The organism is Pseudonocardia xinjiangensis (genome assembly GCF_050948425.1).
GTDB classification, from domain to species: Bacteria; Actinomycetota; Actinomycetes; order Mycobacteriales; family Pseudonocardiaceae; genus Pseudonocardia; species Pseudonocardia xinjiangensis.
The window spans coordinates 2,823,292-2,836,541 of record NZ_CP192009.1; the positions used below are offsets into that span (position 1 = coordinate 2,823,292).

The window sequence follows — 13,250 nt, forward strand, 5'->3', positions numbered from 1 at the left end:
CCTGCTCCGTACCCCCTTCTGGAGGTCCCTCATGCCCGACGTCGTCTTCTCCGTCGACCAGGCCAAGTCCATGCGCGACCAGGCCGTACCCGGACACAACCGCTGGCACCCCGACATCCCGCCGGCGGTCTCCGTGCGGCCCGGCCAGTCGATCCGGGTGGAGTGCCGCGAGTGGACCGACAACCAGATCGGCAACAACGACTCCGCCAACGACGTGCGCGACGTCGACCTGACCAGGGCGCACATGCTCTCGGGTCCCATCCACGTCGAAGGCGCCGAACCGGGTGACCTGCTCGTCGTCGACATCCTGGATCTCGGCCCCGTCCCCCAGGAGGTCGGCGAGGCCCCCGGCCAGGGCTGGGGATACACCGGGATCTTCGCCAAGGCCAACGGCGGCGGCTTCCTCACCGACACCTTCCCCGACGCGTACAAGGCGATCTGGGACTTCTCCGGGCAGAAGGCCACCTCCCGGCACATCCCCGGCGTCGAGTTCACCGGCATTACCCACCCCGGCCTCTTCGGCACCGCGCCGTCGGCCGAGCTGCTCGCCCGCTGGAACGACCGCGAGCGCGCGCTCATCGCCACCGACCCCGACCGCGTCCCGCCGCTGGCCCTGCCGCCGCTGGAGGAGTCCACCCTCGGCGGCACGGCCACCGGCGACACCCTGGCCGCCATCGCCCGCGACGGCGCCCGCACGGTCCCGGCCCGCGAGAACGGCGGCAACCACGACATCAAGAACTTCACCCGCGGCTCGCGCGTCTTCTACCCGGTGCACGTCCCCGGCGCGCTGTTCTCCGGCGGCGACCTGCACTTCAGCCAGGGCGACGGCGAGATCACGTTCTGCGGCGCGATCGAGATGGGCGGCTTCATCGACTTCCACGTCGACCTGATCAAGGGCGGCATGCAGACCTACGGCGTGACGACCAACCCGATCCTCATGCCGGGCAACGTCGAGCCGCGCTACTCGGAGTTCGTGACGTTCATCGGGATCGGCGTCGACCACACGACCGACACCCAGCTCTACAACGACGCCACCGTCGCCTACCGCAACGCGTGCCTCAACGCCGTCGAGTACCTGAAGAAGTTCGGCTACTCCGGCGAGCAGGCCTACCTGCTGCTCGGGGCCGCACCCATCGAGGGCCGCGTGAGCGGGGTGGTGGACATCCCGAACGCCTGCTGCTCGCTCTACCTGCCCACGGCGATCTTCGACTTCGACATCCGACCGTCCGCCTCCGGTCCCGTCACGGCGGACCGGGGGAGCTGCGCGGTGTCGTCATGACCGGCCGGGAGGCGCCGTACGACGTCCACGAGATCCCGGACTTCACCCTCGAGTGCGGCGCGACGCTGCGCCCCGCCAAGGTGGCCTACCAGACGTACGGCACGCTGAACGCGGCGAAGGACAACGCGATCGTCTACCCGACCTGGTACTCCGGGCGGCACTGGGACAACGAGTGGCTGATCGGCGAGGGCATGGCGCTCGACCCGGACCGCTGGTTCATCATCGTGCCGAACATGCTGGGCAACGGCCTGAGCTCGTCGGCGTCGAACACGCCGGCGCCGTGGGACCGGAGCCGCTTCCCGCCGATCACGGTGCGCGACAACGTGACGTCGCAGCACCGCCTCGTCACGGAGGTGTTCGGGATCGAGACGCTCCCGCTCGTGCTCGGCTGGTCGATGGGCGCGGGGCAGAGCTACCAGTGGGCGGTGAGCTACCCGGACATGGTGCAGCGGATCCTGCCGTTCTGCGGCTCGCCCCGGACGGCCCCGCACAACCAGGTGTTCCTCGACTCGCTGGCCCACGCCCTCCGCGCCGACGCCGCGTTCGCCGACGGCCTGTACCCGCCGGACGCCCTGCCCGCCCGCGGCCTGCGGGCGTTCGCCAGGGTCTACGCCGGCTGGGGCTTCTCGCAGGCCTTCTACTACGACGAGGTCTGGCGCGAGCTCGGGCACACCTCCCTCGAGGACTTCATCGTCGACTTCTGGGAGGGCATCTTCGTCGTCGACAAGGATCCCAACGACCTGCTGACGATGCTCGACACCTGGTGGCACGGCGACGTCGGCACCACCCCGGGCTTCTCCTCCACCGAGGAGGCGCTGGCCTCCATCCGGGCCCGCGCGCTCGTCATGCCGGCCGAGAAGGACCTCTACTTCCCGCCCGAGGACGAGAAGTGGGCCGTCTCGCAGATGCCGAACGCCGAGCTGCGCGTGATCCCCGGCGTGTGGGGCCACTTCGCCGGAGGTGGCGTCAATCCGGTCGACACGGCCTTCATCGACCAGGGAGTGTCGGAATTGCTGGGCCGGCCATCGGGCATCTGAGCTACCCATCGGTACCCACCAAGGTCGCCCCCGCTGGGCGACCGAGGGCGGTAGTGCGCCGGGCCCGTGCGGCACAGACTGGCCGGGTCGTGATCCCCGGCGCACCGGGGTGACCGACGGGAAAGTGCGGACTACCGGGCCAGTTGGGGGGAGCCACGACCGGCCGGTGGGGGCCGATCGGCCATGCGGTAGGCTGATCTCGCTCCTTCGGGGGCGGCCGGGACGTGGCGCAGCTTGGTAGCGCACTTGACTGGGGGTCAAGGGGTCGCAGGTTCAAATCCTGTCGTCCCGACGGCATGATGGGCGGTTCCCTTTCGTCGGGGGAGCCGCCCATCAGCATTTCTACCTGCGGGAATGTAGATGCCGGGAGAGCTGCCACTCGGACTCCGAATGATCTAGAGCGCGCGGCTCTGGGGACCACCTGGGGACCGCGGGGCTCTGAGGTAGGCACTCAAGGCATCTCCTGCCGCCGTGATCGTGCGGCGGTCCGGGTGTAGGTACCGCTGCGTGGTTGTGAGCGATCCGTGCCCAGCGATGGTGCGTAGCACGTGGACCGGGACGCCGGCGTCGGCCATCCACGTCAGGCCGGTGTGGCGCAGGGCGTGCCGTCGCAGATGCTCGAGGCCGAGCTCGCTGACAACCTCGTCCCAGTGGGTGGCGTCGCGGAGTACGGCGGTTGTGATTCGGCCACCGCGCGGTCCGGTGAACAGACGGGCATCGGGCCGTCCGTGCGCCGCATCGATCCGCTGCTGTACGAGATCGCGGACGTTGCCGATCAGAGGGACAACCCGAGCCCGCTTGCCCTTCGTGCCCTTGTCGACCAAGCCTCCGGGGGAGGGGTTCCCGGCCTAGCTATCCCGTGGCGCCGGGTAGCGGCCGGGAGCGGGCCGAACGTCTCGGCGGGCAGACGAGTCATCTGGCCATCGCGCACGACGGTGTAGCCGAGCGACCGCCAGGCGCCGGGGCTGGCGCCGACCAACTCGTCGCGCCTGACGGTTACCTTCCGGGTAGGGAGTGTCGAACGCGAAGTCAGGTTGATAGACGGGCTCGCCCCGATCGCGGACTGGCTTCATGACTTGTGCTCAGGTCAATTGGAAGGACCGGGCGAAGTCGTTGACGTTGTGGTATCTCCAACCGCCACCGGTGCTAACGAGGCCGTAGCAGGATCGCATGTCCCTGCAGGTCTCGTCGGTGCGGAAGCTGACACCACCGAAACTGCTTTCACTGTGCAGGAGAAGGCTGCAAGAACTGCCATCGCGGATGACGAGTGAGCTGATTGATCTGTCGAGCGTGCCGCCATTGCTGTACTTGTCGTTGCGCAGGTCCCCGTCCGAGGCTTCGTTGACCGAAGCGCTCTCATCGCAGGTACTGCGACCGTAGGCGCTGACGAAGTTCTTGTACCCCGTCGCCCCCTTGGTTCCGATGTCTCGGAAGAACGTGACGAGTGGCACCGCGGCCGTGCTCTCCTGGTAGGCAACCAGTTCGTGCTCCGTGTCGAAACACTCCTCCTGCGCGGTTTCCAGGAAGCCGACGCAGAATGCCTGTGGCGCGGTGTCCTGCCCCGTGAACAGCAACGTCGCCGGCACGAGCAGCAATGCGCAGACCAATGCCAACCATGGAGCCCGCACTCGCGCCTGCCGCCGAGTTGCTGATCGTGATGAACCGGTCATGGGCTCTCCTCTTCATCCTAAGTCGGTGCCGCCCCTGCCGTCGATGACGCCCACTCGCCGGAAGGGCGAGTCGCATCCCTGAGTCGGGGGCCGGACGGCACTCACCGTGTCAAGCCCCGCCCTCATGGCATCCTCATGGCGTCCTCGCGCCATCTTTTCCTTGTCATGTATCGGCTCTACCTGCGCGAAGTATGCTGAATGCGGAGCCACGGCGTCCGGCCCGCCCTCGCCATGCTCCGGCGCTCCCGTGGAGTGCGCCTACGTCCCAGATGAAGCGCAGGTCGATGCCGTCGCGGCCAGTCTGTTCCAACTCCGGGGCGGGCCAGACGACATCGATGCCTCCCGTCCGGAACAGGTTCGCGACAACGTCAAGGCCGCGGGCGTACGGCTGGAGCCCGACCTGCCGAAGGCGATCGACGACGCGCTCGGCCCGGTGGCCGAGCGCGACCCGGCGAAGACGGTCAATCCGGCTCGCCGCCCCTGACACCCGCCGGCACGATGGCCGTCACTTGGCGGTGGCGGCCATCTGCTCGATTTCGTTGAGCACCAGGGCGGGCTTGTCTTTGGGGACGTCGTGCGAGCTTCCCTGGGCGGTGACGAGTGTCCGGCCGGGACCGGCGGCCACGAACGCGGCGGCCGCGTCCCGCCAGCGCTGGGCGTCCTGCGGGGATCCGTCGAAGGGCGTCTTCTCCGCCACGATGACTGTGACTGGCACGCTGTCCGGCCAGGAGACCTTGTGGTACGCCTGGTGCGTGGGACCGAAGTCCTCGGCCGTGGCGATGAGCTGGCGGTTCTCCTTCGTCGATGGCTGCTTCATGAGCGCTTCGATCTGCGGCGCGGTGAGCGCGACGATGCGTTGGATCTGCGTATCGGTGAAGAACTGCGGCAGGTTTGCGTCGACGAGCACCGCCCCGGAGAGCACGCCCGGGTTTGCGCGGGCGAAGTAGGTGGCAACCTCCCCCGCCTGCGAGTGGGACACGAGGACCACGTCCCGGGTGACGCCGAGCTCACGCAGACCGGCCTGCAGGTCGGAGGCGGCGGTCCGGCCGTCCCAGGGGCCCTTCACCTCGTCGCTGGCGCCCATACCCGCCCGGTCGTAGGTGATGATCTGCGACCCGGTGGCCTGCCACAGCTGAGCCACCAGGGCATCCCAATAGGAGGAGTCCTCGCCGCCGCCGGCATCCAGCACGAGGGTGGGAGAATGCCCGGGGGTGAGGTGGAAGGCGAGCCGGTGCCCGTCGTGGGCGATCATGTGCAGGTCCGCCGCGGGGGCCGAGTTTGCCGAGCCGGCTGCGTCAGTCGAGACCTCGGAAGCCGAGGCTGCCGGGCCTGCCGCGGGCGCCGCTTTCGGCGTCGCCGAATCACCGCACGCGGCGACCGCCCCCACCACGGCGACGGGCACGACGAGGGCGAGGGTGGCCCGGCGGAACCGGGACATTGTCTGCGTGCTCATGGAGATGATTCTTGGTGGTTTCCCGATCCCGCTCGGCCCCGCTGACCACCCAATCGGTGCGGGGGTCACCCCTACCCTCGCCCCGTGAACCGCCCCGGCTTGTCGGGATACCTACGGGGTTGAGTGGCCGGCCTCGGCGAGGGCGGCGTGCTGACGGTAGTGCGCTGCCTCACGTTCGACCGGTGGGATGTCGCGGCAGGTTTCGATAGTCGGCGGTGGTTGAACCAATCGATGTACTCGAGGGTGGCGATCTCGACCTGTTCGACGGTCTTCCAGGGCCCGCCCGGCTTGATCAGCTCGGTCTTGAACAGCCCGATCATCGACTCGGCCAGCGCGTTGTCGAAGGCATCCCCGACGCTGCCCACCGAGGGTGCGGGCTTGCCGACTAGCGTCGGTCTGGGCGAGGCGCTCGGTGAACGCGATCCAGGTGTACTGCGATCCGGCGTCCGCCGGTTTGTGCAGCAGGGCCAGCGCTGGGGCGAACTAGACGGGGCTGCGTCTCCACCCCGGACTGATTTCAGTGCGCAGTAGTGCTACTCCGTGATTTCGAGATCGGAGCGAGCGTCAACGCTGTCCATTAGTGGGGTCGTGGGGCAGCCAGAGCCAGAGTCTTCTCGAACCGTCGTCGCCAGTTAAGGCTGTGAGCTTGGGGGCGAATTATGCGGTAGAGTCATGTGCTGTGATTCTTTGCCGTTGATGCTCGACGAGCCCGCCGTCGAGCATCGACGCGGACGCCGAAACAAGTCGTCGTGCAGCCCTCACCCGTTCGCGGGGGCCGCACCGTCGTCATCACGACCACACCAACCAGCGCTGACCGCCCTGGCTACCCGCAGCATTCAACTCCACCCCTGCGGCATCCTCGACGAACCACCTCCACGCCCACACCAGGTGGCGGGGATAGCGCGATGAATGATGCGGTTCGCCGATCGCGCGGCAACGCCCAACCCGCGGACACCGTTATGATCATGCTGATCCGGCATGCGGAGAAACCTCTGCGCCCCTCCAATGGCCCGCAGGGCGTCAACCCTGACGGACAGGAGGACCCGCACAGCCTCACCGTCACCGGCTGGATGCGCGCAGGTGCGCTTGTCGAGTTGTTCTGCCCCTCCCGCGGCGACTCACCCGCAGAGCTGGGACGGCCCGACACCATCTACGCCTCCGCCTTCAACGCCTCCGTGCACGGTGGCGGTCACAGCAAACGCTCAATGCAGACCGTCAGCCCGCTTGCGGCCCGCCTCGGCCTGGAGGTCGTCAAACTCTATGCCGTCGGTGACGAGGCCCACCTCGCAAAAGCGATCAGGAACCGCCCCGGCGCCACCCTTGTCGCTTGGCACCACGAAGTCCTCCTCAGCATCTGCCACCACCTGGGCGAGGTACACCCAAGCCCACCCGATCACTGGCCGGCCGACCGCTTCGACCTCATCTGGACCTTCACCCCCGACGGCCACGGGTGGCGCTTCGCCCAAATCCCGCAACTCCTGCTGCCCGGCGACCTGCCCCACCCCATCGCTGCCCGCCCGACACTGGCCGAGACCTGACCACCGACACCAGATAAGCAGTGCACAACGTCCTACCCACCGGTGCCCACCTCACCACCTTCGCCGCGCCGAGATCGTTCTCGACGGCGCGCTGCCCGCTCCGCGCGGTGCAGAAGCTGCTCGGGTGAGACGACCGCAGCGTAGATCTCGGCCGGGTCGACGGCGGCCTCCTCGGCGCACCTACCACGGCCGCGGTGCGCGGGGCTCAGACGACGACGAGCACGCGCTGCGCATCCGCCGCTCCGCCTCGTCACGCTGATTCGGCCCGGACGCGGTCGAGGAGCTGCTGGCCGCGCGGCCTCGCGCCGAGCCGGCCGGACCGGCCGGTCTGCCCGCATCCAGCTGCGGCACGCCTACGGCAGCAATCTCCCCGATACCGGCAGTGGCATCGATGTGCCACAGACGAGCTGCCGCGCCGCCGCGGCAACGGCGCCGCCAGTGTGCTGCGCGGTCTGCTCGCCGGCGTGGGCCGCCCGTCGCACAGCCTGCGTGGCAGCCGACGGTGAAGAGGACCCGCACATGCGACGAACGCTGGTCGAGCCGACGATCAGGTTTCGATATCGGTGTCCTGATCCCCGGGCAGCACGAGCTCTGGCACCTGGGCGAATTGCCACCCGTTGGCAGTCTTGGTGAAGGTCCAGACCACGTCGAACCGGTCGGCCGGCCAGTCCGATGGCGGCTTCGGCGTCAACGACGGGAACGCCTTGGCGATGTCGGGGATCCCGCCGTGCTGCCAGGAGATCAGCGTCGGTCCCGGTTGGGTGATCACCTGCTCGACGAGCTTCTTCTCATCGCCCGCCCCATAGCTGGTGTCTCCCGGGGCCGGAGGCCCTCCCCGTCATCGTTCACACCGGCAGCGTAGATCGCCTTCGGCGTGGCCAGCCCCGGTCGGGGCGGACCTCGGACCGGGTCGAACAGATCGGCCAGTCGGTTCGCCCGCTCCCAGCCGGTCGCGGTCAAGGAGCTGTCGTCCTCCTTGCCCTGTGCGTCGACGCCCGGGTCGGAGTCGTCCGGTTTCTCACCGTGCCGGATGACCATCACACGGGTGCCAGGGGCGACGCCGGCCGACTCGGCCGGCGGCGACGGCCGGGGGCCACCGGCGCAGCCGGCCACCGCAGCCGACATGGCGAGCGCGACAAGTGCGACGACCGGCCACAGCACTACTCGCCGTGCTCCTCGACCCGACGGGTCACGCACTCTCCCGGACCTCAGTCGTCGTCTGCACTGGCGGCTGGATGACGCCCTGCCCCGGCTGCAGCCGCACGTCGATGACCATTTGGCCGTCGACCAGGTTGATCTCGGTGATCTCGTAGTAGGCCACTCGCCCACCGAGCTTGCGCTCGAGCTCGGCAAGCAGCGCCGCCTCGTTCGTGTACACCCCTTCGAGCGTGACCTCCATGTGCTGGGAGCGATCGCGTAGCGGCTTGCAGTCGACGGCGAGCACGACCAGCAACAACACGACGTTCATCGCCACGACCAACCCGCGGTCCGGCAAACCCAAACCGTTGATCAGACCCAGAACCAGCGCGAGGAAGTAGTACCCCATCTCCTGCGCGGTAACGCGGCCCGCCTGGATCCGAATGATCGAGAGAATCGCGAACAGGCCGAAGCCCACCGCGAGCTCTACCCGTACCTGGGTGAGCACCGACATCGTCATGAAGACGCCGACGTTCAGTGCGACGTAGGACAGGAGCATGTCCGTGCGCCAATGGCGGCGGAAGTACAGGACGTAGTACATCAGGAAGAGGGCCACAAGGTCGATAAGGAAGGACGTTCCGATGCCGCTGTATCTGTTCAGTAGGTCCTGCATTGCCGACTCCCGAGGTAGGGTCCTTCGCCCGCTATAGAACCGAAGATCTGAGGGGCTGCTCCGCGCCTTCCCCCGGCCTGGCGTGATGCCCTGCGCGTACGCAGCCGGCAGCCCTTGCCGGCTGGATCGATTCGACCCTCGACCGACCGTCATAGCGTTCTGCTCCATGTGTCGCAGCACCGCGTCAACGGTGATGCATGAAGGAAATTACACCTTCCTCCTTCCCTCTCCGATTGAAAAGTGCGGCTCGCCAGACGCCGCGGCGCACTCCTTCTCACATCCTCACCTGCCGTATCCGCGCCCCTTCTCGGTGTAGTGCCCTCGTCGCCCCGTGGGCCGGCTTCGAGGATTCGGTATCCGGTGCGGAGACCCGTCGCGGTGAGCAGCAGCAGGCGGTCCCGGTGCACGCCGGTGATCTCGCCATCGCCCGGAACTGCTCGATCGCGCGACGGTTGATCTCCGCAATGTCCTGATGTCCATTCGTTCTCTAGGTCCGAAGTCACCCGATGGGCATATGATGTGCGCTGATAATGCACGTTGTGCCCGGATCGGCAGCGTCAGCGTGACTATGGCGCGGCCGCGACCGCGATGGCCAGGGAGGGCTGCGGATGAACCTCGAGAAGGTGGTCTTCGGCCTCTTCGTACTGCTGGCCGCCACCCTGAACTTCGGCTTCTTCCTCGGTGACATCCCGAATCCCGACCTGCACAACGTCTACGAGCTGTTCGCGGCCCTCGTCGTCAGTCTCATCGCGACGGTGCTGAAGTTCGGTGACCGCACGCAGATCTACCCCGACGGTCGTCGATCCCTTCGACCGGTTCGGCGACCACCTGCGGATCGCGCTGCGCGCCCCCGCCAGCTTCCAGCTGATGATGTGGCTCGCGAGCGGCCCGGGCGCCGAGCTCCCGCCACGGAGCTCCCCGCCCCGCCGCGGTCGGTGGGTGGTGTGCGGTTACGGCCGGCTCGGGCGCGAGCTCATCGAGGACCTGCACGCCGAGGGCCTGGAATGCACGGTGGTCCACCCGGCCGCCGAGCCACCACCGGTGGAGGAGGTCACCACCGTCGTGGCGGGCCGGGGGTACGAGCCGGCCGTGCTGGAGCAGGCCGGCCTGGCGGACGCGGTCGGGTTCGTCGCGGCCTCGGACAACGACACCACCAACCCGTCGGTCATCGCCGCCGCCCGACGGGTCGATCCGTCGCTGTTCGTGACCGCGCGCCAGAACCGTCCGTCCAGCGGCCCGCTGTTCGCCGTGATGGATGCCGACTCGCTCCTCGTCCCGACCGAGGTGGTGGCCCACGAGGTGTACGCGCAAGTGAGCACCCGTTGTTGTGGCGCTTCCTGCAGGAGGTGCCCGCGTGCGGGAACAGCTGGGCAGCCGACGTCGTCGACCGCCTGACCGAGGCCTGCGGCAGGCACCTGGGGGCCCTGTGGAAGTTCCGGCTCAACCGGACCGAAGCGCCGGCGCTGGCAGGCTGGCTGGCGCGCGGCGACGCCAGGCTCGGCGACCTCCTGCGCGATCCCGACGAGCGGGCTGAGCGACTGGACGCGGTGGTCCTGATGATCCTTCGGCCCGGCGAGCGCCTGCTGGCGCCGGGCGACGACGAGGCGCTCGCGCCGGACGACGAGCTGCTGCTTGCCGGGCGTCCGCCCGCCGGGCGCTCGACACGACGCTGTGGGTCGACGCCGTCCGGGAGTACGTGGTCACCGGGCAGCACGTGCCGGAGAGCTGGATCTGGCGACAGATGTCGCGCGCCACGCGGAACGGGGGAGAGTGAGTGGTGCCGCCGTCCTGACGGATACACGATCCTCGACCAGTTCCGCGACGCTCTAGCCGAGCCCGCACCGGACGGCGCACCGGCGAAACCCGTCACCTCCGTCCTCATGGACGCCACCGACCTGCACCACTACGCCTAGCACGGCGTTAACCACGACAAGGCAGGCCGCCTCATCGAGCCGTCATCGACGCCCTTGCCCTGAAGGTGCTGCCCTCGCCGGCGCCAGCGGCAGATGCCCCTGGTCAGGCCACCGAGCGAGGACGGCGACACCGCCCTGCGCCGTGCGGACCGCGCGCTGGCCGCGCTCCACATCACCGTCGGCCGGTTGGCCACCATCACAGGGTTCCTGCGTTCCGTGCTGGCCCATCCCGAGGGCGCCAAGATCAAGCCGCGTTGGTTCGGGGACCACACGGGGACCACACGTCGTACCCTCGCCTGCTCGCGAACCACCGGAAGGGCCTCCTGCGCTCACGATGCACGCCTTTGACGTGCGTAAACGGCTACCCGCACGTCCTGGGGGTCAAGGGGTCGCAGGTTCAAATCCTGTCGTCCCGACGGCATGATGGGCGGTTCCCTTTCGTCGGGGGAGCCGCCCATCAGCATTTCTACCTGCGGAGATGCTGTGTAGGTGGGGTCGCTGCCGGCCTTGGACTGAAGTTGGGCGCGGCTGGCTTTCGATCATGGTTTCTTGCTGAGTGACTATGTGAGTGACTGTCTGGCTCGGTGTGGGGGAACAGGTCGTCCATCGCGGTGGTGCCCTCGTTGAGCACGGCCTGCAGCTGATGGCGGTAGACCCACTCGGTGACTGCGGTGCCGCTGTGTCCGACGAGACGGGAGATGTCCTCGATCCGGACTCCTGACGCCGAGAGCAGGGACACGAAACTGTGGCGGAGTTCGCGTGGCGGCCAGGCTGGGGGTCCAGGCTGGTCGGCAGATCCTGGCTGGTTCGTGTGGTGGCCCGCCGGGGCACGAGAGGTCGGGATCGGACGTGATGAGGGCGTGCGCGAACGCTCTGAGGTGCTGGACGGGCTGTGGGGTTCGGGTCCCGGACCAGGCCGGGGTTCGGTATGTCGTCAGGCGTGCAGCCGGCGGGCGACCGTGGGGATCACGATCGCGGCAGCGACCAGGTGGGTCGCCATCAGGAGCATCTTGGTCGTGGGGGCGGCGTCGACGAGCACGTCCGGCACCAGGGAGAGCGCGGTGAGTGCCATGGTGGTGCGGATCCAGGCGGTGCGCGGGTGCCGGGCGAATCGGCGCAGGCTCACGGCGATGAGCAGGCCGATGGCCGAGAAGATGACGGTCAGGGTGGCGAACCCGGACTGGGGGATCGGTGCGCCGGCGATGTCGAGGCTGATCCCGGCCGTCTGACCGGCGAGGGCGACGGCCGTGGTGGCGGCCGCGGCGAGGACAGTGGCGGCGGCCCCGCCCCGAAGCAGCGATCCGAGGGTCGGGACGGACGAGGCGGTGCCGGTGGCTGCGGTGGTCGCGGTGGTGGTGATGTTGGTGGACATGGTGGCCTCCGGTGCTGTTCCGACCGGCTCCGTGCCGGTCTCTCACCACGTAAGACACGTGGCCCGGCCGGAACTCATCGCTGTGCGAGCAGCTGTGATTGCTACTCCCGGGTAGCGCTGGTTGACCTGGTCGAAGGCCGGCGGGAGCAGCACGTCCCCGGCGAGGACCGCTGGGCGGAGCCGGACACCGCCCCCAGCCTGCGTTTCGGCGCCACTCTCCGTGCGGCTTGGCTATGGCCGAGGGCCGCATAGTTCGACATTTCAACTCGTTTTCCACGCTGACAGGTCAACGGTCAACTTCGAACCGGGTCGACAACCGAGCCACAGTCCCCGGTCGCTCATGACTTGCGCCCACATCGGTCTTGACCGCGCGGCGCCGCTCGGAACGATGGACTACCCGATGAGCGAGACGGCACACCTGGACCACGTGCGTCGTGAGATCGACGCAACTGGGCGGAGAGTCATGGTGTCCGCGATCGCGCTGGTGTCGAATCGCTGCTGACTCGCGCGGTCTCAAAGTGGGGGCGACTCGATATCGTGGTTGCGAACGCTGGAGTCTCCCCGCCGGCAGGCGATGTCTCCACCGGCTGCTGCCGAGCGGTCTGTGTGGCGGCTGCTCCAGTCGGCCGACGCGCTGACCGTGTATAGCAGCGCACATCGCCCCCGAAGCGGCGAAGCAGACCGGTCCAGCCGGACGCCGGTAATTCGAGGGATCCCGACCGGCGTCCCGCGGCGGGCCGGCTTCGTGCTACTGCGTGGCCTCGCCCGGATCCGATGGCGGCCGACGCGATGTACTGGCACTGCACGACTCCTGTCAGCAACCAGTTCGCCGACTGCCTGACGCATCAGGTGGCCGATTCAGACGCCGCCCGCTCCGAACTGGCGTGGTGCGGGCCGTCTGCGGAGCCGCAGATCCGCCGGGTGAGCTGCTTGAACGCAACGCTCCTCGGGCTCGGGCTCGGGCTCGGTCTCGGCGGCCTCGGCGAGCGCGGCAATGATCTGACCGGCGGGCCGGTCCGCGCCGTCGGGCCAGGCGCCTGCGCGGCGTAGTCCCTTCTCGGTGCCGCCGGCGATCATCCACCTAACACCGAGATCTCCACGCCGTCCGCTGGTGGTGGTGACCATGTCGGCGGCGACCAGTCGCTGGGTAAGGGCCAGAGCGGCGGGACCGTTCTCGT

Annotated in this window: 13 protein-coding genes, 1 tRNA gene and 3 pseudogenes; 9 read left to right on the forward strand and 8 right to left on the reverse strand. The window is 68.5% G+C overall.

Features of this window, described 5'->3' with window-relative positions:
- Positions 1-31 precede the first annotated feature (31 nt).
- The 3 genes from fmdA to ACQPZA_RS13475 all read left to right on the forward strand — a co-directional run bounded on the left by fmdA (position 32) and on the right by ACQPZA_RS13475 (position 2,608).
- The gene (gene fmdA / locus ACQPZA_RS13465; protein WP_433280966.1) at positions 32-1,279 is read left to right on the forward strand and encodes a formamidase; all 1,248 of its coding nucleotides are present in this window, start codon (positions 32-34) and stop codon (positions 1,277-1,279) included.
- On the forward strand, positions 1,276-2,316 hold the full coding sequence (locus tag ACQPZA_RS13470) for an alpha/beta fold hydrolase (protein ID WP_433280969.1): 1,041 nt from the start codon (positions 1,276-1,278) through the stop codon (positions 2,314-2,316). The genes fmdA and ACQPZA_RS13470 overlap by 4 nt, the downstream gene beginning before the upstream one ends.
- A 218-nt stretch (positions 2,317-2,534) precedes the next feature.
- Positions 2,535-2,608 (forward strand) — tRNA-Pro (locus tag ACQPZA_RS13475).
- Between the two features lie 103 nt (positions 2,609-2,711).
- Here ACQPZA_RS13475 and ACQPZA_RS13480 read toward each other — a convergent pair.
- On the reverse strand, positions 2,712-3,140 hold the full coding sequence (locus ACQPZA_RS13480) for a tyrosine-type recombinase/integrase (RefSeq protein WP_433280971.1): 429 nt from the start codon (positions 3,138-3,140) through the stop codon (positions 2,712-2,714).
- A gap of 258 nt (positions 3,141-3,398) precedes the next feature.
- Entirely contained in the window at positions 3,399-3,986 is a 588-nt protein-coding gene (locus ACQPZA_RS13485) for a hypothetical protein (RefSeq protein ID WP_433280973.1), read from the reverse strand.
- Positions 3,987-4,317: 331 nt separating this feature from the next.
- Here ACQPZA_RS13485 and ACQPZA_RS13490 point away from each other — a divergent pair.
- Positions 4,318-4,470 (forward strand): annotated as a pseudogene (locus ACQPZA_RS13490) (aldo/keto reductase); the annotation flags it as partial.
- Between the two features lie 21 nt (positions 4,471-4,491).
- On the opposite strand, the gene ACQPZA_RS13495 reads toward ACQPZA_RS13490, so the two are convergent.
- On the reverse strand, positions 4,492-5,388 hold the full coding sequence (locus tag ACQPZA_RS13495) for an alpha/beta fold hydrolase (protein WP_433280975.1): 897 nt from the start codon (positions 5,386-5,388) through the stop codon (positions 4,492-4,494).
- A gap of 162 nt (positions 5,389-5,550) precedes the next feature.
- Positions 5,551-5,889: pseudogene (locus ACQPZA_RS13500) on the reverse strand (integrase core domain-containing protein); the annotation flags it as partial.
- Positions 5,890-6,398: 509 nt separating this feature from the next.
- On the opposite strand from ACQPZA_RS13500, the gene ACQPZA_RS13505 reads away from it, so the two are divergent.
- Entirely contained in the window at positions 6,399-6,977 is a 579-nt protein-coding gene (locus ACQPZA_RS13505) for a hypothetical protein (protein WP_433280977.1), read from the forward strand.
- 547 nt (positions 6,978-7,524) lie between these two features.
- Here the strand turns inward: ACQPZA_RS13505 and ACQPZA_RS13510 are convergent.
- The 3 genes from ACQPZA_RS13510 to ACQPZA_RS13520 are packed head-to-tail and all read right to left on the reverse strand — an operon-like array spanning position 7,525 to position 8,787.
- The gene (locus tag ACQPZA_RS13510) at positions 7,525-7,746 is read right to left on the reverse strand and encodes a hypothetical protein (RefSeq protein WP_433280979.1); all 222 of its coding nucleotides are present in this window, start codon (positions 7,744-7,746) and stop codon (positions 7,525-7,527) included.
- Positions 7,743-8,138 carry a hypothetical protein gene (locus ACQPZA_RS13515; RefSeq protein ID WP_433280980.1) on the reverse strand — a complete coding sequence of 132 codons (396 nt, stop codon included), beginning with the start codon at positions 8,136-8,138 and terminating at the stop codon, positions 7,743-7,745. Before ACQPZA_RS13515 ends, ACQPZA_RS13510 begins: the two co-directional genes overlap by 4 nt.
- A 28-nt stretch (positions 8,139-8,166) precedes the next feature.
- Complete coding sequence (locus tag ACQPZA_RS13520) at positions 8,167-8,787, reverse strand: DUF4956 domain-containing protein (protein WP_433280982.1); 621 nt, start codon at positions 8,785-8,787, stop codon at positions 8,167-8,169.
- 608 nt (positions 8,788-9,395) lie between these two features.
- Here ACQPZA_RS13520 and ACQPZA_RS13525 point away from each other — a divergent pair.
- From ACQPZA_RS13525 to ACQPZA_RS13535, 3 genes and pseudogenes are all read left to right on the forward strand, one after another.
- A pseudogene (locus ACQPZA_RS13525) lies at positions 9,396-9,536 on the forward strand (hypothetical protein); the annotation flags it as partial.
- A gap of 19 nt (positions 9,537-9,555) precedes the next feature.
- Positions 9,556-10,182 carry a potassium channel family protein gene (locus ACQPZA_RS13530; protein WP_433280984.1) on the forward strand — a complete coding sequence of 209 codons (627 nt, stop codon included), beginning with the start codon at positions 9,556-9,558 and terminating at the stop codon, positions 10,180-10,182.
- Positions 10,134-10,700 carry a hypothetical protein gene (locus tag ACQPZA_RS13535; RefSeq protein ID WP_433283176.1) on the forward strand — a complete coding sequence of 189 codons (567 nt, stop codon included), beginning with the start codon at positions 10,134-10,136 and terminating at the stop codon, positions 10,698-10,700. Before ACQPZA_RS13530 ends, ACQPZA_RS13535 begins: the two co-directional genes overlap by 49 nt.
- Before the next feature lie 934 nt (positions 10,701-11,634).
- Here ACQPZA_RS13535 and ACQPZA_RS13540 read toward each other — a convergent pair.
- Positions 11,635-12,072 (reverse strand): DUF6069 family protein, encoded by a 438-nt coding sequence (locus ACQPZA_RS13540; RefSeq protein WP_433280986.1) that lies wholly within the window; start codon positions 12,070-12,072, stop codon positions 11,635-11,637.
- A gap of 774 nt (positions 12,073-12,846) precedes the next feature.
- On the opposite strand from ACQPZA_RS13540, the gene ACQPZA_RS13545 reads away from it, so the two are divergent.
- Positions 12,847-13,122 (forward strand): hypothetical protein, encoded by a 276-nt coding sequence (locus ACQPZA_RS13545; protein WP_433280988.1) that lies wholly within the window; start codon positions 12,847-12,849, stop codon positions 13,120-13,122.
- Positions 13,123-13,250 lie beyond the last annotated feature (128 nt).